Origin of the sequence: Hydrogenibacillus sp. N12 (genome assembly GCF_019645935.1) — a bacterium.
GTDB classification, from domain to species: domain Bacteria; phylum Bacillota; class Bacilli; order Thermicanales; family DSM-22653; genus Hydrogenibacillus; species Hydrogenibacillus schlegelii.
Map to the genome: position 1 here is coordinate 759169 of NZ_CP080953.1, position 20631 is coordinate 779799.

The window sequence follows — 20631 nt, forward strand, 5'->3', positions numbered from 1 at the left end:
CGTGAGCATCCCTGTCTTCGCATGCAAAGCGCCTCCGGGGACGGTGGATATGCCGATACGGAAACGCTCGATCGGCTTTTGCCGTCAACGCCGACTTAGAAGTGACCCGCTTGGCGCCGCTTGGAAATTGACCCACCCCTTCCGGTCACTTACTATGTTTAGAGCCGCGGCATCCCCCCTTTCGGGTTAGAGTCCCGCCGAACAGTCCCGCCCGCTTCTTCTCCCGAAGCCGGTAGCTCTCGCCCCGGATGTTGATGACGTGGCTGTGGTGAAGCACCCGGTCGAGGATGGCGGTGGCGATCACCGAATCGCCCAACACTTCGCCCCACTCCGCAAATCCCTTGTTACTGGTCAAGATGATGCTGCCCCGTTCGTAACGGGCCGAGATCAGGGCAAACAGAGCGGTTGCCGCAGCCCGGTCGTAGGGCCAGACCCCGAATTCGTCGATGATCAGCACCTTGGGGGCCAGGTAGACTCGCATGCGCCGGTCGAGCCGGTGCTCGGCTTGGGCGCGGCGCAGGTCTTCGAGCAGCTCGTGAGCCCGCACGAAGTACACCCCATAGCCGGCCTCGATCGCCTTGATCCCGAGAGCCACACTCAGGTGGGTTTTGCCCACGCCTGGGGGTCCGAGGAAGATCACATTGGCGGCGTCGGCGACGAAGGAGAGGGTAGCCAGCTCGCGAATCTGGCGCTCATCGACGGACGGCTGGAACCCGAAGTCGAACTGCTCCAGGGTGCGGTGAAAGGGCAAATGCGCCAGTTGTGTCCGTGTCCGCAGGTAGCGCTCCCGGCGCGCCGCCGCCTCGAGGCCCAGCAGGTCCACGAGGAAGTCGGGGTAGGGGAGCTGCTTCTGGGCGGCTGCCTCCAGGCGGCTTTCGAGAACCGCCGCCGCGTGGCTCAAGCCCAGCTGCTCCAGGGACTGCCGGGCCTTCTCCAGGGCGATCATCGCCGACTCACCGCCTCGACCAGAGCCTCGTAGGTGCTCAAAGACCGTCGCTCGACTTCCACCGTGGGCCATTGCACCGCCCGGGGCTCCGGCCGCGGGCGGTCACGCTTCGCGGACAACCCCGCCCACTGCTGCGGGTGCGTGAAGCGCTGGCCCGGCCGGAGGGCTCGGGGATGCACCGCCACCCGCTGGTCACCGACCCAGAGCTCGACCACGCCCTCGCCCGGCTGGACCTGGACGAGCTGGCCGGGCCGCCAGGGCCACGGCAGGCCGGACCACGCCCGTTCCCACGGCACGTCACCGTCCCGGCCCACCTGCCGCTGCTCGCGCAGCCAGGGCCTAAGCCGCTCCTGCGAAGCAAGCGGCCGCAAGGCCCCTCGTTCGATCGCCAACCGGTCCACGGGCCGCTCATGGGTGGTGCCGTGGATGCGGACGTTGGCCACGGGATCACACCACGCCAGTGCCTGCCGGTTCAGGTCATCCAGATCCGTGAACCGAACCGCGGGCCAGAAGTTGCCCTTGACGTCCTTGATGCCGCTTTCCACCCGGCCCTTGGTCTGGGGGCGGTAGCCCTGGCAGAGCCGGATGGCAAAACCCAGCCGCAGGGCAAAGTCCAGAAAGCGTTCATTCCACTTGGGCTCGCCGTTCTCGTCCAGTCCCAACACCACCAGCTTGGTCCGGTCGTACAGGCCCGTTTCGGGCACTCCGCCGAAGGACCGGAACGCGTTCAGATGGCACCGGATGAACGTCGCGGTGTCGGCCCGGTCGACAAACTCTACGTACAGGGCCCGGGACCAGCTGAGCACCATCGCGAAGACCCACTTTCGCCGGACCGTGCCGTCCGGCAGCGTATAGGCACAGCTGCCCCAATCCACTTGCGCCTCATGCCTGGCTGCGTCTCGAACCGGACCGTACCGGGGATGGATCGGGGGCGACGCAGGGGCCGGACGAACTCCTTGAGGATGGTGTAGCTCCCCTCGTAACCCTGGATCCGCAGCTCGCGGAGAAGGACGACGCAGTTTTCCACACCTTCCGCGACCCGTTGCAGGATAAACGCTTTGTACGGGTCGAGCTTCGAGCCGCGAGTCGCCCGAGGTGCCGGCTTGGGCACCTCGGTGGCGCGCAAGTACCGCCGCACCGTGTTCCGGGAGATGCCGAGGATTCGCGCGATCTCCCGGATGGACCGACCCTCGCCGTGAAGCTCGTATAGGCGTTTCACCTTTCCACCTCCCAGCATGTTGCCGAGAACACCTCCCGCTCCGTGGCTGGATTCGGAAGGTGTATTTGCCGGGGGGGTCAGTTCCTACCCGGCGATCCCGGGTCAGTTTAACACCGGCGATGACAGAAAAAAGCCACCACGGAATGGCTTGCCCATGCGGTTACTGTCAAACTCGGGGGATACGGTGCCGTTGCGATTCTTGACCCTCCAGGCGGTGGACAGGCTGGCTACCGAGGCATGACGGCGGAACGTCTGCCCAGAGGGTTGTTGGGGAACTTCCGCATTTCGTGGAACTCGACGCCTTTGCTTCATCCATCCCTTTCCCCACACAACAGCCCCAGACCAACCGTTCACGGATTCAGGCGCCCGAAGTCGCTCTTGAAGTTAACCTTTGGAGAAAATAATTCCAGCTTGCCGGATCCACAGCCGCCTCAAGATCTGTCAGGTAGTATCCCATGGATTGCAGATATTGCATCATGTGTCCTTTCACTCTCTCTTCGTCTGATGATGGCACTGAGATCGAATAAATGTTATGGTAGTAATTAATCGGGGCCGAGTCCATCAGAAGACCGTCCGCCAGTTCCACCAAGTTCCCTACAACATCCCGGGTCAACCCGGCTGGAAAGAACACATAAGCGGCAACGAAATTCACGTCTGGCTCGAACTTGCCAACCTCCAACTCCGTTTTTCGGACTGCCTCCGGGTAGTCCTCTAGGCGTGTGGGGCGACGGTGGTCGATGAGCGCCATGTGCGCCGCCGTAGCGAAATCCTCAAGGTAGACGCGGTAGAGTTCTAAGGTTTCCGTTCGCAAGTACCGATATACTTTCATGCACAACCTTCCTCCTTACCATGACTATGGCACCCTCAGTCGTGATCGAAGAACTTTCCCATGGTGAGGGCTCTCCATTCTATCCACGTTATCACAACGTACGAGGCGATCAAGTACAGAAAGGCATTCGCGAGTGTTTGTATCGCCCCCCCTGCCGGCAGGTCTCCCCCCTGAACCATTGTTCTTACAAGAACCCTCCCCAAGCCAAAAGGCAGCAAGACGCTGGGCTTGCTCGATAGCACTACCATCGCGATCACGACCAGCTGTCCGATGGCAATGCCGATTGTGGCATGTCTGCCGAGCACTATCGTAAGACTGGCCAGTATATTTGCAAATGCTTGTAAACCAATGACGCTGACCAATAACAATGTAAGACCGAAAGCCAGTTGTGGCCAAGACGGGAACCCGCTTATAGCGCCGATAATTAGGAACGTTGCTACTGAGCGGAGCCAGACATAAATTGATCGTACTACTCCACTCTCGTTGAATGCCTTCCATAACGTTCCACTCAGAAGCATAACAGTAGGTAATCGGCCTGATGTTAGCTCTGTCCTTACTTCGCTTGCGGTAGGCGCGATACTTCCCGAAAGAATCTGCAAAGATACTAACATGGTAAGCAGCTCTCGCCACCATGGATCTCCGCTCTGCTCAGCGGCAGCGAAACGAAAGGCGAAATAAGCAGAAGCACCAAGCCACGCAACGAGACCAAGGACGAACGCCGGGCGCGACTGCCTCATGGTGGAAAATGTCTTGAGTGCGCATGCTTTACCTGGTATTTTGATCATCCTGTTCTGTTGCCTCACCTAAGGAAGTCTCTATCCAGATTTGATGCCATGTTCATCCAACACTAGAATCTGGTCAGAAATTCGTTTCGCAAAAGACAGATCGTGCGTAGACAGAATAACGACGCGCCCGTATTTTGTGATACGGAGCCAATGCTCAAAAGTCTGAAGTGCATGATCGTCAAGCCCTTCGGTGGGTTCATCCAGTAGCAAAATTCTCCGTCGCGTAAACATTGATAGAAGCAGGCTGGCTTTGCGTTGTTGCCCTTTAGATAAATAGCGGACTGGCACAGAACTATAAGTATCGAGTTGAAATTCTGAGAGGCGACGATGAAGCTCCTGCCGCGACACAGAAACCTGCTCAAGAGTCTGTAGGTACCGAAGATTCTCCTCCGCAGTTAGATCTGCATTCAATCTAACACTACTCTCTAAAAGGCCGGTGAAAAACCCCATCGTTTTGAAGGAAAACTGGACTCATGGATCGAATTCATTCCATCAAAGCAAGCAAGCATCCCTTCTCAAAAAGGAGATTCAAACATGCGGCCTCGACGATTGACTTCCCATCAACCCAAATTGTTTCAGCATATTGATATGGAAGCCCTCGTGCCACAAAATCACATCCTTCGCCAAATCGATCGCGTCTTGGACTTCTCTGCGATCCATGAGTGGGTCGCCCCGCTTTATTCGGAACGCACCGGACGTCCGGCCGTCGATCCGGAACTCGTCATGCGGATCATCTTACTTTCTTACCTCTTCAATCACTCTGAGCGGGAACTCTTTCAAACGCTCCCCATGCACGCCGGTTATTTGTGGTTCTTAGGGCTCGATTTTGAGTCCGTACTTCACCCGGAGGCCGGGGGTCCGCGGCTTCCGGATCGTACGACCGTGGTCAAAACACGGAAACTTTGGCGCAGGCACGGCATTTTTGAGAAAGCCATGCGCCATGTGGTGGATCAGTGCATCGCCGCAGGGCTCGTTCAGCCGGAAGTGCATGTCGCAGTGGACGGTACGCTTGTCCGAGCCAATGCTTCCATCCACAGTTTAAAGCCCATCGCGCCGGCCCCCGTGGAGTCGCTTGACGCTTATCTGGCCCGGCTGGAGGAAGAAGATCGCTCGTTTTCCGACGGCGGAGACGAAGACGACTCCTCTCCGTCTGACCCCCATCCTCCCGATCCGGGCCCGAACCTTTCATCCCCCGGCTCCCCTTCGGCTTCGTCGGGAAGGCCACCCAAGAAGCCGGGCGATTTTCGGGGGGAGCGGTTTTCCAACCGGACCCACCGGAGCATGACCGATCCGGATGCCCGCCTTTATCGAAAGAGCTCCGGTCAAGAAGCCCATTTGCGTTATCTCATTCATCATACGGTGGACACCCGCTCCTCCGTCATCTTGCGGACCCAGGCCAAGATCATCACGGGCACTGCGGAACGAGAGGCCGCCATCGAAGCTCTGCTGCACATCCGGCGTGAGCACCCCTCTCTTCGCATTCAAAGCGTCTCCGGAGACGGTGGATATGCCGATACGGAAACGCTCGATCGGCTTTTGAAGATGGACGTCGTTCCCCTTATTCCCGTGCGATCGCTTCAAAAAGAAGCGCTCCCCGGGTGGCGCCGAGCCGTCCGGGATCCGGAGAAAGCGCGCCAAAGATGGAGCAAGATCAAGGCGGTGCTCGTGCGGAACAAAGTTCGTCGCCTGAATGGTCAAACGCATTACCGAGCCATTCGGAAACGACGCGTTGTCATTGAACGTCTTTTTGCCGAAGGCAAAGAGCAGCACGGCTTAAGCCGTGCTCGAAGCCGTGGCTTGGAAGCGATGCAAGAGCAAGCCATCCTGACGGCTGTAGTGCAGAATCTCAAACGATTAAGCCGGTATGTGCGGAAGCGCCCACAGACCGGGAGTTTCGTGTGCCTCAAACCGGCATACGAAGGGCTTACAAGGGGAGTGGCGGCGTTTTTGACGGTTCTATTCGTTATGACGTCACACCTCGTCAGGCGAAGATGGTCGATCCAGTGGACTTAATTCACCAGCCTTCTAAATAAAAGATCTCGGATCGTGCATGTTGAATATTGATGTAATTGGTCCACAATCCGGCTGCACTTGACCATCGAAACTGATTAAACCATATTATTTCTCCGGATACTGGTACAATCAGGGTCGCGAGGCAACGTAACAAAGTAGTCTTGCCAGTACCGTTGCGGCCCAACAGGCACGTCACGGTAGAGGAAGTGAACTCGGCCGACACGTCTTGCCATACAAGCCTCTTACCAAAGCGCATGCACAGATTGATCGCGCGGATCATTGTCTCGGGCTGCCCTTCCTTTGATTGGCGCCGGGCGACCAAATAAGGCCGCCCAGTGCCTCGCGTGGGGTAAGGGTGGCAGTCAAGCTATACCCACCAATGCCCGAATGAAGTTGGCCCATGCCCCTATGTCGTCTGCTGGGAAGAAGAAGGTGCCTGTGGCAGCAACAATGAGACCGATTGCTATGAGTATATCAGCGTAGTGCCACAGGTTGAGGTGTTTGTTTTTTATCTGTCTAGCCGCCTCACTAAAAGGCTGGTGAATTAAGTCCACTGGATCGACCATCTTCGCCCGACGAGGTGTGACGTCCGAACGAATAGAACCGTCAAAAACGCCGCCACTCCCCTTGTGAGCCTTTCGTATGCCGGTTTGAGGCACACGGAACTCCCGGTCTGTGGGCGCTTCCGCACATACCGGCTTAATCGTTTGAGATTCTGCACCACGGCCGTCAGGATGGCTTGCTCTTGCATCGCTTCCAAGCCACGGCTTCGAGCACGGCTTAAGCCGTGCTGCGCTTTGCCTTCGGCAAAAAGACGTTCAATGACAACGCGTCGTTTCCGAATGGCTCGGTAATGCGTTTGACCATTCAGGCGACGAACTTTGTTCCGAACGAGCACCGCCTTGATCTTGCTCCATCTTTGGCGTGCTTTCTCCGGATCCCGAACGGCTCGGCGCCACCCGGGGAGCGCTTCTTTTTGAAGCGATCGCACGGGAATAAGGGGAACGACGTCCATCTTCAAAAGCCGATCGAGCGTTTCCGTATCGGCATATCCACCGTCTCCGGAGACGCTTTGAATGCGAAGAGAGGGGTGCTCACGCCGGATGTGCAGCAGAGCTTCGATGGCGGCCTCTCGTTCCGCAGTGCCCGTGATGATCTTGGCCTGGGTCCGCAAGATGACGGAGGAGCGGGTGTCCACCGTATGATGAATGAGATAACGCAAATGGGCTTCTTGACCGGAGCTCTTTCGATAAAGGCGGGCATCCGGATCGGTCATGCTCCGGTGGGTCCGGTTGGAAAACCGCTCCCCCCGAAAATCGCCCGGCTTCTTGGGTGGCCTTCCCGACGAAGCCGAAGGGGAGCCGGGGGATGAAAGGTTCGGGCCCGGATCGGGAGGATGGGGGTCAGACGGAGAGGAGTCGTCTTCGTCTCCGCCGTCGGAAAACGAGCGATCTTCTTCCTCCAGCCGGGCCAGATAAGCGTCAAGCGACTCCACGGGGACCGGCGCGATGGGCTTTAAACTGTGGATGGAAGCATTGGCTCGTACAAGGGTGCCGTCCACCGCGACATGCACTTCCGGCTGAACGAGCCCTGCGGCAATGCACTGATCCACCACATGGCGCATGGCTTTCTCAAAAATGCCATGCCTGCGCCAAAGTTTCCGTGTTTTGACCACGGTCGTGCGATCCGGAAGCCTCGGACCCCCGGCCTCCGGGTGAAGCACGGACTCGAAATCGAGCCCTAAGAACCACAAATAACCGGCGTGCATGGGGAGCATTTGAAAGAGTTCCCGCTCAGAGTGATTGAAGAGGTAAGACAGTAAGATGATCCGCATGACGAGTTCCGGATCGACGGCCGGACGTCCGGTGCGTTCCGAATAAAGCGGGGCGACCCACTCATGGATCGCAGAGAAGTCCAGGACGCGATCGATTTGGCGAAGGATGTGATTGTGTGGCACGAGGGCTTCCATATCAATGTGCTGAAACAATTTGGGTTGATGGGAAGTCAATCGTCGAGGCCGCATGTTTGAATCTCCTTTTTGGGAAAGGAATGCTTGCTTGCTTTGATGGAATGAATTCGATCCATGAGTCCAGTTTTCCTTCAAAACGATGGGGTTTTTCACCGGCCTTCTAAGTTGTTGTTGCTTCTTTATGGCTTGTTGTACTTTCGCATTGGCCTGTGCTTTCTCCCAAAGGGAATTTGGCACGTCGCTTAGTCCGCGGGTGTTATCGCATGGCTGGAAGTTGTCGAGGCGCACGCAACTGCGGTGAGCTCCCTTGTAATAGAAGTGGATGTGGTAGTAAGGCTTTGCCGAATCAGGAGAGTCTATGCGGGCACGCCACCCGCTTCCTAGGTCTATCCAAATGGAAGCGGCTGCTTGGGCTATGCCTGTCCAGAATAAGAGGATGGTTGTAAGCAGCATGATTGTAATTCCGCCGCTAATTGATCTTCGCGCCATGCGGTCAATCCTCCCAAGCTCTTGTCGCGTCCCTCGTTCCGCAATTTTCCGCAGGCAGGCGGTTAGGCGGTGAAGAGTTGAGTCATTTCTCACCCCTCTATTGCACCGCACCCTGGAAAATCGAGGGAAACACTCAGGTAAGTTGAAGGTCACGCCTCTGACGGTTGCCCCCGGGTGTCCGGTGGCGAGTTGTGGAGGTAGGATTGGCGGGAAGTTTGTAAGCCGTAGGCTTGACTTGTGGGAGGACTGATAATATTGTAATAATATTGTAAGGAAAATGGCTCCGCGGGTCAAGTCCGCGCAATCACGAGCTTTTTTCGCTGTACCTATACCTCGGCTTGATGGGCATCAGGCCATCTTCAGTTTTGGGGGATTCCACGATTCTTTTTTAAACCAGATCGGGTTTCATGCATATATTCCCCGTGTTTTTAATAAAAAAGACAATACTCCACCTCCCTTTTTCCAATCCACAGAAAAAAGGCAAACAAATCTATTCTTCTTTTCCTCCACTACGCTACCTGCACAAAACTCCTCAATTTCCCTGACCGGAGCCGCGCCCCTTAAATTAGACAATTTGATCGGTATCCCTATGTGATTCAGACCTAGCTTGTGCTCAGGGCTTCTTTGAGCGTTTCTTGGGGCGTTTTGTACCGCAGGCTTGAATGCAGCCGATGCTCGTTGTAGTACCGGATCCGTTCGGCCAAAAGCGCATCGAGGGCTTCGATGCTCCTTGCTTCAAGCAGAAGGTCTTGATGCTCTGCTTTGAAACGCGAGAAGAAGGATTCGACAATGGGATTTTCCTTCGGTCCCCGCAGGCTGTACGACAGTCGCTGTCCTTCTTCAAGCAGGAGATGACCGACCCACGCGTGACTCAAGAAGGCGCCGCCCTGATCGTGATGGAGGATGGCTTTCGGGCGCTCCCTCTTTTGGGTCAGGATGAACGCTTTGGCCCGTTCCCAAGCCTGAAGCGCGGTCCGAACATCCGGCGAGAAAGAGATGGCATATCCGATCACCATGCGGGTCCGATGGTCCAGAATCGGCAAAAACCAAACCTTCCCGCCGCCATAGACGAGCTGGGTGAAATCGGTGTAGAGCACCTCAAAGGCGTCTGGTTCCCGTTCGGAAAGAAGGCCGGCGACGAGATTCGCCCGTTCCTTGGCCAGGACGACCGTCTCGAGCAGCGGATTGGGCTTCGGTTTTCTCACCTTTCGTTTGAGGGAAAGCTCAAACGTGTGGAGAAGACGACGGACCCGCTTTCCATTGACGACCATTCCCCGCCGCCGAAGCTCGGCCTCGAGGCGGCGATAGCCGTACTCCGGATGTTCCTGAAGGATGGCTTCGATCTCAGCTTTGAGCGCTGCATCAGACTCCCTTCGTTTCTTCTCGGTTTCCCGGCGCTTTTTCTGGTAATACCACGTCGCTCGTGGAATGCGAAGTGTCTTGAGGAGAATCGGCAGGGGAGCCAGCCGCCTGGCCAGCGCCTCTTGCGCCAGACGGATGCGCTCCTGAAGCGGAAGTTGATCTAGCTCCCCTGCCCGAGGAAGTTTTTTAGGAGCGCGATTTCGACCTCCTTTTTGCCGAGGAGCTGTTCCAAATCACGAATGCGCTTCTGGTATTCCTGCTCTTTGTTCGGGGGTTCAAAGAGCTCAGCGCCTTTTTCCAGGAGGGTTTGCTTCCACTTCAAGAGGGTATTCGGATGAACGCCGTATTCCCGGGAAAGTTCGACGAGCGTTTTTTCGCCTTTGATCAGTTCCAAAGCCGCTTTGAATTTGATGGAGCCGGGGATGGATTTTGTTCGTTTCACAGGTCGCCCCTCCTTTGACAGAAGGATACAACATAGTTTTAGCATTTGTCCAGTCTGAGGGGCGCATGACCACCATCCCTCGCGCAGGCGTCCAAGCGCCATCCCCAGCATGACCACCAGCGCAAACCCCACCCGCACGCGCATCTTCTTCAGCCCTCGGATGGTGTGCGTCTCAAAGCCGTAATGCCAATAGGTAAGGGTTTGGTTTCACCCCTTACCGGGATTACTTCCTCCCCCTTTTCCCCTGGCCCACACCGTGCATGAAAGTTTCCCTTCACACGGCGTTCCATCTACCGATTCGCACGTATCATCTCAAGCCCGAGAACCCTACGATATTTGTTGACCTTCGCAAGCTCCTTCTGACCGGGTTGAAGTTCTTTCAACAGCCGGTCGATCGTCTCAGGGGCCGTCGCATGGATCAGAGCATGGTACGCTTTGTGGATTATCCGGAGATTTCCAAAGCTGTCATCACCACCCTGGCTAGCGGGGATGACGTGGTGCGCGTGCACCAGTTCAGCCGGGAGGAATACCCCGGAAATCTCACAGCGGCCCTGAACCATGGAGTAACGGCTCAGGCGGTTGTCCAGGTACTCCACCGAACGATCGCCGACGTTTGACCGCATGAGTTTCTCGATCTCCGTCGCCACGTTCGGGTGGAGGTACTTGTGGGCCAGTTTCCTCCCGCTGGGGGTGTATATACAGGCGGCCTGGTTGAATTGATCAGGCCAACTGTGTTTCACCGCCGGAAGCGGAAAGATCGGGATTCCCTCGATGGTCCACGTTGCGTACCGGTGTCTACCGTACAGCCGACGGTAGGTTTCCGGGGGATCGCGGGGAATCCCGTATTCCGCTTTGTTTTTGAGACGATTGTGAAGGAGCTTCCTGAGGTCGTACCAGATTCGGCTGAACTCTATCTGCACCCGGGAAGCCATCTCGAAGTAGCGCTGGAGGCCCAGGATGATACTGTTAAGCCAGGCGACCAGCTTTCCGGAGGGGGACCTGGCCAATTCCTTGATCCCTTTCCTCAGCGTCTGTTTGATTTGTTGCCGTTTCTTGGGTTTGATTCCGGAGACGGCAACATGTCCTTGACGTGAGGAGGGTTTTGGGATGGCCTTAATGGCCAGTCCCAGGAATTCCAGAGACCCCTTCCGGAGGTTGACCACTTTGGATTTCTCGGGTGAGATGTCAAGCCTCAGCCGAATCTTGAGGAACTGCTTGACCGCGTGGAACCACTTCCAGGCCGTCCGCCAGTCACGCGTGAGGATGACAAAGTCATCGGCGTATCGGACGATCCAGCCTTCTTTAAGGCGGGATTTCTTCAACGCTCTGATCTTTATATCCTCTCCTGAGTACTGGCGGTGGCTAGGCAAATGGTGCCACTGACCCGCCACCCACTGATCCAGGTCATTAAGGGCAATGTTCGAAAGGAGTGGGGAGAGGATTCCTCCTTGAGGAACTCCTTTCGAAGGAATGCCTTCATCTTCGACAGGCGCTTTCAGCATCTTGCCGATGATCGCATGGATTCTCCGGTCTTGAATCCCCATGTTCCAAATCTGGCGCATGAGGACCGTATGGTTGACATTGTCGAAGAACCCTTTGATGTCGATATCAACGGCATAATGGAGCCCCGCGTTGTTAATTAGGTATTTTACCCTTGCGATCGCGTGCTTGGTCGACCTCAGGGGTCGAAAGCCATAACTGTGCTTGTACAGCTTGGCCTCCACAATGGGCTCCAGCACTTGCTTAAGCGCCTGCTGTATGAGCCGATCCCGGATCGTGGGGATGCCGAGCGGTCGTTTATCCCCGTTGGGTTTGGGGATAAACACTCTCCGGACAGGCTGGGGTTCGAAGTTTTCCAGGGCGCCCCGGACTATGTTAACCAGTTCGTCCTCGCTCATACGGGCAAGGCCCCGAACGGTCAGGCCGTCGACGCCCGGGGTCTCCGCACCTTCATTGTCTTTCAGGTTCCGGTAGGCCAGGAGAATGTTCTCCCTGGAGGTTACGATTTCGTATAGATCCTCCAGAGACTCTGCCTTCCGGGACCGCTCGTACAGGTGGTCAAAGACATGTTGCAGGTCGTAGTACTCGTTGTATCGTAGGGCGATCACTGTGGCATCCCTCCCTCCTGCAACGGCAAGGCAGGACATGGGATGTACCCACGTTCTTACCCGACCGGTGATCTGAGGGTTGAGATGCCGCTTGAATCGGTAGACTGCGGTCTGTTCCTCCAGCCCCATTACAGGGCCTTCATCAGTCGTGACCGCGCTCTCACAAACCTAAACCCATTTCGGCGTTGCGCCTTATAGGGACCGGCCCCGCACCGGCGGTTTATAGACTCACTAAGAGTCTAGGCCGTGGTCGGTTTTCCACGTTCCCGCTTCCCTAGCCTTACATACGCCCGTTTAGGTGACCGCTTTGGGCCGAGCACCCACACACCCCCATAGCCGGGTGGACGCGTTTCATAGACTCCATTCTTACTCCGCGTCAGGTGCTAGTCCGAAAGGACAACCAGAGGTTTCCCCCTGGCCCTGATGACGGCCCGTACATTCGCGGCTTCGTCGGGGAGGGAGCCACCCACTCCCATTCTCACCATGCGGGCCTTATGGCGCCCCGGCGTATACACCATGGCCTGACGGCTTTAGGTGCCTTGACGCCGACTTCACCTGGCTTCAGACCCCGGAAGGCCGGTACCTTCCGACGCCTGCAGGAGTTTAGGCTGGCAGTTTCAGGGAGGCATGGTCCCATCATTCCTGTGTCAACATCGGATGTAAAATCCCCAATAGCAGCGGATAAAGATTCCCCAAAATCACCGGCATGATTTCCTCAAAATCATCGGGATGAATTCCCCACCCCTGTGTCGAACTATGGCACCTGCCATCACTTTTGGGGAGGTGCCGGTGATGAGGGAGAGTGAGAAGATGGAGATCAGGAAGCTGTATGAGGAGGGCGTCAGCATCTCGGAACTGGCCAGAAGATACGGCCATGACCGCAAAACCATCCGCAAGGCTGTGAGTGAGCCGAGGCAGCAGGAGGAGGGGAGGGTGAAGTCGCGCAGCCGTAGGGTGAAAGGCCACAAGCTGGAGCCGTACAAGGCCTATGTGGAGCAGCGCATGCGTATCGGCGTCCTCAATGCGGAGCGAATCTTTCGCGAGATCCGGGAGCAGGGATATACCGGCGGAATTACCGTACTGCGCGAGTTCATGCACCCTCTCCGCCCGGTTGTCTCTGCCAAGGCAACCGTGCGGTTTGAGACGGCTCCGGGGGAACAAGCGCAAATCGACCTGGGCGCATTCCCCTACCTGGATCCGCAGGGCCATCGGCGCAAGGTATGGTGCTTTGCCATGGTCCTCGCCTACTCCCGCATGCTCTACCTGGAGTTTATCAGAGCGGCGGACCAACGGCATATCCTCCAGGCGCTCCGGAACGCGCTGGAGTTCTTCGGCGGGGTTCCAAAGGTCATGCTCAGCGACAACTGCTCCCCGCTGGTCGTGGCCAACGACGGTCATGGACACGTCGACTGGCAGCCGGCGTACATGGACTTCGCCAAGTACTACGGATTCGTGCCCAAGGCCTGTAAGCCCTACCGAAGTCGCACCAAAGGGAAGATTGAACGGCCCATCGGGTATATCCGGTCCAGCTTCTGGCCGGTTTCGTTCGTGGACCATGACGACCTGAACCGGCAAGGTGCCATCTGGCGGGATACGGTGGCTAATGTGCGCATCCACGGCACGACGCGGGAGCAGCCGGTGGTGCGGTTTCAGGCCGAGACGCTTAAGCCCCTGCCTAAGAGCCGGTACACGCTGGCGTACGCCGATATGCGCAAGGTCATGAGCGATTGTCGCATCTCCTGGAACACGAACATGTACACCGTTCCATGGCGGTATGTGGGGCACACCGTGCTGGTCCGGGAGTTTGAGTCAGGCCGCCTGCAGATCGAGTACGGCGGGCAGGTCATTGCCGAACACCGCGTGCTCACAGGCAGGCACCAGGTCTCAACCGACCCTGAGCACTTCAAGGGCATCCCGGCTGGGACGCCTCATCCGGATCGAGGCAAGGTGCCAGGGTTGCAAATCGGGCCGGACGTGGAGCAGCGGGAGCTGTCCGTCTATGAGCAGATCGCGATGGGAGGTCAGGGGCAATGAGTGAGGCGTTGGTTTTGGCCAAGGCCGAGGAGCAGCTGCTGGAGCTGGGATTGAAGCGCGCCGCGGCGGTGCTGCCGGCGTGCGTGGAGTGGGCAGCGGGGCACCAGGCGACCTATGCGGAGTTCCTGCACAGACTGCTGGATGCTGAGCAGGAGGAGCGATACAGCCGTTACATGCACGCCAGACTCCGCATGGCCAACTTCCCGTATCACAAGACCCTTGCAGATTTCGATTTCTCGTTCCAGCCGTCCGTCGATGAGCGACAAATACGCGAACTGGCCGGCTTGACGTTCATCCGGGAGGGCAGCAACGTCATCTTCCTGGGACCGCCGGGGGTGGGCAAGACCCACCTTGCGGTGGCCCTGGGGATGGAGGCGATTCGACAGCGCATGAGCGTCTACTTCGTGACCATGCAGAAGCTGGTCGCTGACTTGCGACGGGCGTACCAAGAGGGACGGCTGGACAAGCGCCTGCGCATCTACACCCAGCCGAAGCTGCTGATCTGCGACGAAGTCGGCTACTTGCCGCTTGACGCCTTGGACGCCGCGAACTTCTTCCGGCTCGTGTCGGAGCGCTACGAGCATGGCTCCCTGATCATCACGTCCAACACCAGCTTCACCAACTGGGGGACACTCTTCGGTGACCAGGTGCTGGCCTCTGCCTTGCTCGACCGGCTCCTGCACCACGCCACCACCATCAACATCCGCGGCAACAGCTACCGGATGAAGGACAAGCTGCGCGCCGGGGTGACCCATGCGCTGAAGGAGGAGGTGACCGCGTAGATCGAACATACGTCTGGGGAATGATGCGCGATGATTTTGGGGAACTGAATCCGCTGTTTGTGGGGAATCGAACGCGATTTTTTTGGGGAGTTTTAATCCGCTATTGACACCTGCCATCGGTAAACGAGTTAGGACGTCTAGCATCCCGCGCGTTTCGCCGTTAAAGGCTTATCGCGCAACGTGTCGCACGGAGTCTCAGGCCGGCAGTTTCGAGGCGGCATGGGCCTCTCATTCCTGCCGTCGGGAAGCAGGTTAGGACATTATCGTCCCGCACTTTTCGTCCCGGTCATGCAAGACTTATAGCGCAACGGGTCGCACTCAGCGTCTTGTAAAACGCCTCCATCACTGCATTGTCGTACGGGTCACCCAGCCGTGACATACTGATGACGCCGCCATGACGCTTCACGGTCTCTTGATACCGTCGGCTCGTATATTGCGATCCTCGATCTGTGTGGACAATGAGGCCCGCTGGCGGCTGTTCCCGGCCTACTGCTTGCAAGAATGCATCAATGACAAGCTGCTCGGTCATGCGGGTTTTCATCGCCCATCCAACCACCTTGCGGGAAAAAACGTCGATGTAGGTGGCCAAGTACAGGAACCCGTGTTGCAGCGGAATGTAGGTGATGTCTCCGACCCACAGCACATTCTTGGTCTCAGCGGAAAAGGCTCGCTGAACCAGATTCTCCACAATCCGCCCGGCGGACGGCTTGCGACCCAGACGATGTTTGCGGCGCCATGGCAGAGCCACAAGGCCCATTCGCTGCATATGCCGAGCCACACGATTCTTACTCGTGAAGATGCCTCGCTTACAAAGTTCCAGCGCAATACGTGGGCTCCCATAGCGACCTTTGAATTCACGGTATACCTCACGAATGGCGTCCATGAGCAACTCACTGTCGATTTGTCGCTGGCTCTTACGGCGCTTGCACCAATCGTAGTAGGCTTGCCTGCTTACTCGCAGCAGACGGCACATCACCTTTACTTCGTAGGTCTTTGCGTTTTCCCGGATGAATCGGTACTTGACTTCTCGACCTCCCTCCAGTATGCCTGAAATTTTTTTAGGATCTCGTTCTCCGTCTCCAGCTCTTCAAGCCGCTTTTGCAGACGCTTGATTTCCCAATCGGCATGACGAATTGGGATACCGTTGCCGGAAAAGGCGTCTTCACCATTTTCGGCCGCCCGGCAACCCCGTCGACGTGATGCTCATTTTGCTCAAGGCGATCGAGGATCCGGCCTTGAAGACCGAACGCGTGTCCGTAGACCGTTTTATAGGCGGTCGGAGCCTCCTTGGGATGGGATGGGGGGACGATCCCGTGAGCGCTCCGACCGCCTTTTTCCTGCTTAGACAACCCCACTTTTTAGCTTAGAGCCGGATCGCGCTTGACTTTCCCGGCTCGTTTTGGTATTGTTTATCCTGGTTTAAAATTCAATCTTATCCCTGAAGGCGTTCGACCACTCCGAGCCGCTCGGCCCTTCCGCACGCGGTGCGTCCCCGGTGCGATGGACGGCGGCCTGAGCGCTGGGCACACCCGATCGTCCCCGGGTGTCCTGCGCTCACGGGGTATGTCTGGAAACGGACATGCCTTCCTCGGTAGGGTATAAGGAGGTGGGTCGCGTTGACGTGCGTGGATGCGTAGACGCCCCGCCGCTTATCGGTCGGGGCGTTTTCGATTTTGCAAAGGGATCGGACCAGCGAAGGAAGAAATCTCGGACAAGCGAAGGAGGAAATCGTCTCCGCTTGCGCCGGGCGCTCGGACGCCCGCCGGTGGCGACCGAAACCGCGCGATGGGAAGCATGGGGAGAGACGATCTCGGCATGCCGGCAGAGGGAAGAATGTCGATGCGATCAAACCGACACGATGCGGTGAATCAAAAGCCTTGCACGGAAGCAAGGGGGAGGAAAAATGATGAAAACGAGAAGCACACCAGGATGGAAACCGCTTCGCTCAAAAACGCTCGCCTGGGCGCTCGTCGTCTTGTTGTTCGTCGGACTCATGACCGCCTGCAGTTCGGGGAACCCGGCGCCCTCCGGCGGAAGCGGCTCCGGCACGGCAGACGGTTCATCGGGCGACCCGACCGCGACCGGAACGTCCCAGGGTGCCGGGACAGACGCCGAGAAGAGCAGGGGCCGGGCGGGTTGCAAAGCGGCATCGGAGCTCATCGTCTCCGCGGCGATCAGCCTGAAAGACGCGCTGACCGAATATCAGCCGACGTTCGAACAGAAGGAATGCGTCAAGCTCCGCTTTAACTTCGGCGCTTCCGGGCAGCTCATGCAACAGATCGAGCAGGGCGCGCCGGTCGACGTCTTCATCTCCGCCGGTGCCAAGCAGGTCGATGAACTCGAACAGAAGGGGTTGATCGACCCGGCGACGCGGGTCGACGTGGTGAAAAACACCCTCGTGATGGCCGTAAAAAAAGGGACGCCCGAGGACCTGCGGCTGACGTTTGAACGGCTGAAGACGGACCAAAAGGCGAAGCTCGCGATCGGTGAACCGAAGAGCGTTCCGGCCGGGACGTACGCCAAGGAAGTGCTGGAACATCTCGGCGTCTATGATGAGATGGAAAAGGCCAAACGCCTCGTCTTCGGTACGGATGTGCGTCAGGTGCTCGCTTACGTCGAGTCGGGCGAAGTCGACGGCGGGCTCGTGTACAAGACGGATGCGGCGATCTCCGACCGTGTGGAGGTCTCCGACACGGCCGATCCGTCGTGGCACCGGCCGATCGTCTATCCCGGCGCGGTGATCAAAGGATCGAAACATCCGGATAAGGCGGAAGCGTTCATTAAGGCGCTGACCGAGGGGGACGGCCGTTCGGTGCTGGAGCGGTACGGCTTTGTTCCCGGGTCGCCGTAATGTTCTTGTCCTCGGCCGTCCGCTCGCTCTTTTCGCGACGCCGTCCCCCGTCCTCGCCGGGATCATTCGCAATGGACTCGATGATGATCGGGGCGCGAGGATGATCGGTGCGCGAGCCCGCCACACGGGAGGCGTGAAGGAACGGGAGCGAGCGTCATCGGGATGGGGTGGAGGTCGCGCGATGAACGAACTTTTCTGGCCGCTTTGGCTTTCGATCCGCGTATCCCTCGTCGCCACCGCGATCGTGGCCGTCACCGGATCTGCGGTCGCTTATCTTTTGGCCCGCCGTCGATTTCCCGGCAAAGATATCCTCGAGACGCTGTTTATTCTGCCGATGGTGCTTCCCCCGACGGTGCTCGGGTTTATTCTGCTAACGCTTTTCAGCAAAAACGGCCCGCTCGGCCGATGGTTCTACGAGCTTTTCGGCGTCGAATTCGTCTTCAACTGGCTCGGCGCCGTCGTCGCCTCCAGCGTCGTCGCTTTCCCGCTCATGTATCAAAACGCCGTCGCCGCGTTTTCGGGCGTCGACAAAAAGCTTGAGCTTGCCGCGCGGACGCTCGGCAAATCGCCGTGGACGGTGTTCTGGACGGTGACCCTGCCACTCGCCTGGCCGACGCTTCTCGCCGGCATCGTCCTCTCGTTCGCCCGGGCGCTCGGGGAATTCGGCGCCACGCTCATGCTCGCCGGTTACATCCCGGGGAAGACGGATACGCTGACGCTGGCCATCTATTTTGCCGTGGCCAACGGGGAGAACGACCGGGCGCTCATCTACACGCTGATCGTCTTCGCCTTCGGCATGACCGTGATGTACTGGTTCCTGGCGTTCAGCCGCCGGCGGGTGCTGCGCTACCGGCTGGGAGACGGGGCCGGGGCCCCCGGTGCCCGAGCCCGCCCGTTTTGAAGCGTTGGGCCCGGGGCGCCGCAAAGGTACGGGAGAGATCGGACGCGGCTTGGGCGCGGCTTCCGAATTCCGAGTTACGGACTCGTCCTGGCCACGATGGTGAGCGCCTTCCGGCTCAGCTCGGTATATCCCGACCGGTCGGAAAAAGGAACGGCTTCGGTGCAGGGGGCACTTTTTGTGGTAAAAAGGTGAGCCTTTTTCGCTGTCCGAATCCCTTGTATTCGGCTCACTTTCACCTTCACAAAACGGTCAATCCCCCACCGAAAGGTGGGGGCAAACGCTTTCTGGGTCGTTCAGAGCCATGTCGAAAAAGTTGTCTGACAATACTTACCCCACAAAAGAGGAACCCAAAATTTGAACATAAAAAAGCAGGTTGCCGCTCCTTTTGGTAAACTCAAAAGGAGGAGAACCTGCCCAAAGGAGTAGACCTGTATGGCCATTATACCACAAGGCTCCCTGTTTTCGTGGAACGAAATTGCCGGACTCGGCGATCTCGAACGCCTGAGGCTTGTCCTTGAACATCTCCCGGACGAAGCGCTCATGCAAAAACTGGAGAAAGCCCGCGGCAGGGGCCGGGACGATGATCCCGTGCGGGCCATGTGGAATGCGTATATCGCCCTCGTCGTGTTCCAGCACCCGAGCGTCGAATCCCTGCGACGCGAACTGAGCCGAAACGGACAGTTGCGCTGGCTTTTGGGCTTTGGTGACCATGTGCCAAGTGCCGCGGCCTTCAGTCGCTTCTGGAAACGGATTGAAGCCCATGAAGCCGAGCTGGAGTCCCTCTTTGTCGCGCTCCAGCAAGCTGTGGCCGCGTACCTTCCCGACTACGGCAAGCGCCTGGCCCTAGACAGCAAAGCCATCCGGTCGTACGCGCGCTACCGGCCGAAAAACACCGCACCCGACGGGCGGCGAGACAGAGATGCGGATTATGGGTTTAAGACGGTGCACGACCGCGAGGGAAACGCGACAAAGCTCCGGTGGTTTGGATACAAGCTGCATCTCATCGTCGACAGCACTCATGAACTGCCGGTGGTCTACACCGTGACCCCCGCCTCAAAAGCCGATGTCGCCACAGCCCATGCCCTTTTGGACAAGCTGCAAGCAAAACGTCCAGAAGTGCTCACGCGTGCCGAGGTGCTTGTGGCGGACAAAGGCTATGACGACTCAAAACTTATCATGCGCCTGTGGGACGAACACCGCATCCGACCGGTGATCGACATTCGGGCAAGCTGGCGGGACGGTGAGGCAACGCGGCTTTTTGAGGGGCAAACAAACGTGGTGTATGACAACAAAGGCCGCGTGTTCTGCGTGTGTCCGGAAACGGGGACCATGCGGACCATGGCCGAAGGAGGCTTTGAAGAGAAGCGCGGAACGCTGAAAAAGCGGTGTCCGGCCAGGGCCTACGGCCTCTCCTGTGCCGGAGTGGCCCGGTGCCCCGTGGCGAGAGGATGGCGCATTCGGATGGACGTGGATCGGCGTTTGTTTCCGCCGATTGCGCGCGGGAGCGCGAGATGGGTGCGAGAGTACCGCAAACGCACGGCGGTGGAGCGCGTGTTTTCCCGTCTGGATACGATGTACGGCTTTGAGACGCACACCATCCGAGGGCTGAAGAAGATGCGCGTGCGGGTGGGGTTTGCGCTGGTGGTCATGCTGGGGATGGCGCTTGGACGTCTGCGCGAGGGATGGTCGGGGAAATTGAGGAGTTTTGTGCAGGTAGCGTAGTGAAGGAAAAGAAGGATAGATTTGTTTACCTTTTTTCCGTGGATTGGAAAAAGGGAGGTGGAGTATTGTCTTTTTTATTAAAAACACGGGTAATATATGCATGAAAACCGATCTTGTTTAAAAAAGAATCGTGGAATCCCCCAAAACTGAAGATGGCCTAATGCAAATCAGGCCGAGAA

The 20631-nt window shown here is 57.9% G+C and carries 17 protein-coding genes, 1 pseudogene and 1 riboswitch; of the genes and pseudogenes, 6 read left to right on the top strand and 12 right to left on the bottom strand.

The features are described 5' to 3' along the window. Positions 1-145: 145 nt before the first annotated feature. From istB (K2M58_RS03585) to K2M58_RS12945, 6 genes and pseudogenes are all read right to left on the bottom strand, one after another. Complete coding sequence (gene istB / locus K2M58_RS03585) at positions 146-946, bottom strand: IS21-like element helper ATPase IstB (RefSeq protein ID WP_220678321.1); 801 nt, start codon at positions 944-946, stop codon at positions 146-148. Further along, positions 943-1965: an IS21 family transposase gene (gene istA, locus K2M58_RS03590; RefSeq protein ID WP_354667532.1), complete on the bottom strand. Its 1023-nt coding sequence runs from the start codon at positions 1963-1965 to the stop codon at positions 943-945. Before istA (K2M58_RS03590) ends, istB (K2M58_RS03585) begins: the two co-directional genes overlap by 4 nt. 101 nt (positions 1966-2066) lie before the next feature. Then, a pseudogene (locus K2M58_RS12555) lies at positions 2067-2183 on the bottom strand (helix-turn-helix domain-containing protein); the annotation flags it as partial. A gap of 340 nt (positions 2184-2523) precedes the next feature. Continuing rightward, positions 2524-2994 carry a hypothetical protein gene (locus K2M58_RS03600; RefSeq protein WP_220678323.1) on the bottom strand — a complete coding sequence of 157 codons (471 nt, stop codon included), beginning with the start codon at positions 2992-2994 and terminating at the stop codon, positions 2524-2526. A 35-nt stretch (positions 2995-3029) separates the two neighbouring features. Further along, on the bottom strand, positions 3030-3797 hold the full coding sequence (locus K2M58_RS03605) for a hypothetical protein (RefSeq protein WP_220678324.1): 768 nt from the start codon (positions 3795-3797) through the stop codon (positions 3030-3032). A gap of 12 nt (positions 3798-3809) precedes the next feature. Beyond that, positions 3810-4229 (bottom strand): ABC transporter ATP-binding protein, encoded by a 420-nt coding sequence (locus tag K2M58_RS12945; RefSeq protein ID WP_220678325.1) that lies wholly within the window; start codon positions 4227-4229, stop codon positions 3810-3812. 84 nt (positions 4230-4313) lie between these two features. Between K2M58_RS12945 and K2M58_RS03615 the strand changes: the two genes are divergently transcribed. Continuing rightward, positions 4314-5792 carry a transposase gene (locus K2M58_RS03615; protein ID WP_220677919.1) on the top strand — a complete coding sequence of 493 codons (1479 nt, stop codon included), beginning with the start codon at positions 4314-4316 and terminating at the stop codon, positions 5790-5792. 1 nt (position 5793) lies between these two features. Here the strand turns inward: K2M58_RS03615 and K2M58_RS12950 are convergent, their stop codons facing one another. From K2M58_RS12950 to ltrA, 5 genes are all read right to left on the bottom strand, one after another. Beyond that, positions 5794-6072 (bottom strand): ATP-binding cassette domain-containing protein, encoded by a 279-nt coding sequence (locus tag K2M58_RS12950; RefSeq protein WP_220678326.1) that lies wholly within the window; start codon positions 6070-6072, stop codon positions 5794-5796. Between the two features lie 264 nt (positions 6073-6336). After that, a complete protein-coding gene (locus tag K2M58_RS03625; protein ID WP_220678327.1) occupies positions 6337-7815 on the bottom strand; it encodes a transposase in 1479 nt (492 codons plus the stop codon). Positions 7816-8852: 1037 nt separating this feature from the next. After that, positions 8853-9749, bottom strand: coding sequence for an IS3 family transposase (locus K2M58_RS03630; RefSeq protein ID WP_220678726.1), 897 nt, complete (start codon positions 9747-9749; stop codon positions 8853-8855). Between the two features lie 23 nt (positions 9750-9772). Beyond that, positions 9773-10054, bottom strand: a complete 282-nt coding sequence (locus K2M58_RS03635; RefSeq protein WP_082910488.1) for a transposase — start codon at positions 10052-10054, stop codon at positions 9773-9775. Positions 10055-10344: 290 nt separating this feature from the next. Beyond that, positions 10345-12291 (bottom strand): group II intron reverse transcriptase/maturase, encoded by a 1947-nt coding sequence (gene ltrA, locus K2M58_RS03640; protein ID WP_252393520.1) that lies wholly within the window; start codon positions 12289-12291, stop codon positions 10345-10347. A 627-nt stretch (positions 12292-12918) separates the two neighbouring features. Here ltrA and istA (K2M58_RS03645) point away from each other — a divergent pair. Continuing rightward, on the top strand, positions 12919-14196 hold the full coding sequence (gene istA, locus K2M58_RS03645; RefSeq protein WP_252393391.1) for an IS21 family transposase: 1278 nt from the start codon (positions 12919-12921) through the stop codon (positions 14194-14196). Then, positions 14193-14978, top strand: a complete 786-nt coding sequence (gene istB / locus K2M58_RS03650) for an IS21-like element helper ATPase IstB (RefSeq protein WP_220676869.1) — start codon at positions 14193-14195, stop codon at positions 14976-14978. The genes istA (K2M58_RS03645) and istB (K2M58_RS03650) overlap by 4 nt, the downstream gene beginning before the upstream one ends. 286 nt (positions 14979-15264) lie before the next feature. Here istB (K2M58_RS03650) and K2M58_RS03655 read toward each other — a convergent pair whose 3' ends face one another. After that, entirely contained in the window at positions 15265-16032 is a 768-nt protein-coding gene (locus tag K2M58_RS03655; protein WP_220678778.1) for an IS3 family transposase, read from the bottom strand. Between the two features lie 401 nt (positions 16033-16433). After that, positions 16434-16584, top strand: a riboswitch (molybdenum cofactor riboswitch). A gap of 297 nt (positions 16585-16881) precedes the next feature. Here K2M58_RS03655 and modA point away from each other — a divergent pair. The 3 genes from modA (at position 16882) to K2M58_RS03670 (ending at position 20452) form a co-directional block, all read left to right on the top strand. Further along, complete coding sequence (gene modA / locus K2M58_RS03660) at positions 16882-17829, top strand: molybdate ABC transporter substrate-binding protein (protein ID WP_220678328.1); 948 nt, start codon at positions 16882-16884, stop codon at positions 17827-17829. A 181-nt stretch (positions 17830-18010) separates the two neighbouring features. Further along, positions 18011-18730, top strand: coding sequence for a molybdate ABC transporter permease subunit (gene modB, locus K2M58_RS03665; protein ID WP_220678329.1), 720 nt, complete (start codon positions 18011-18013; stop codon positions 18728-18730). A gap of 432 nt (positions 18731-19162) precedes the next feature. Next, positions 19163-20452: a transposase gene (locus K2M58_RS03670; protein ID WP_220678330.1), complete on the top strand. Its 1290-nt coding sequence runs from the start codon at positions 19163-19165 to the stop codon at positions 20450-20452. The last annotated feature ends 179 nt before the right edge of the window (positions 20453-20631 follow it).

Excerpts from the sequence above, each read along its gene's own strand:
- K2M58_RS03615 (WP_220677919.1), top strand. The coding sequence starts at position 4,314 with ATGCGGCCTCGACGATTGACTTCCCATCAACCCAAATTGTTTCAGCAT.
- istB (WP_220676869.1), top strand. The coding sequence starts at position 14,193 with ATGAGTGAGGCGTTGGTTTTGGCCAAGGCCGAGGAGCAGCTGCTGGAG.
- K2M58_RS03600 (WP_220678323.1), bottom strand. The coding sequence starts at position 2,994 with ATGAAAGTATATCGGTACTTGCGAACGGAAACCTTAGAACTCTACCGC.
- modB (WP_220678329.1), top strand. The coding sequence starts at position 18,011 with ATGAACGAACTTTTCTGGCCGCTTTGGCTTTCGATCCGCGTATCCCTC.
- istB (WP_220678321.1), bottom strand. The coding sequence starts at position 946 with ATGATCGCCCTGGAGAAGGCCCGGCAGTCCCTGGAGCAGCTGGGCTTG.
- K2M58_RS03625 (WP_220678327.1), bottom strand. The coding sequence starts at position 7,815 with ATGCGGCCTCGACGATTGACTTCCCATCAACCCAAATTGTTTCAGCAC.
- K2M58_RS12945 (WP_220678325.1), bottom strand. The coding sequence starts at position 4,229 with ATGGGGTTTTTCACCGGCCTTTTAGAGAGTAGTGTTAGATTGAATGCA.
- ltrA (WP_252393520.1), bottom strand. The coding sequence starts at position 12,291 with ATGGGGCTGGAGGAACAGACCGCAGTCTACCGATTCAAGCGGCATCTC.
- K2M58_RS03670 (WP_220678330.1), top strand. The coding sequence starts at position 19,163 with ATGGCCATTATACCACAAGGCTCCCTGTTTTCGTGGAACGAAATTGCC.
- modA (WP_220678328.1), top strand. The coding sequence starts at position 16,882 with ATGATGAAAACGAGAAGCACACCAGGATGGAAACCGCTTCGCTCAAAA.
- K2M58_RS12950 (WP_220678326.1), bottom strand. The coding sequence starts at position 6,072 with ATGATCCGCGCGATCAATCTGTGCATGCGCTTTGGTAAGAGGCTTGTA.
- istA (WP_252393391.1), top strand. The coding sequence starts at position 12,919 with ATGGCACCTGCCATCACTTTTGGGGAGGTGCCGGTGATGAGGGAGAGT.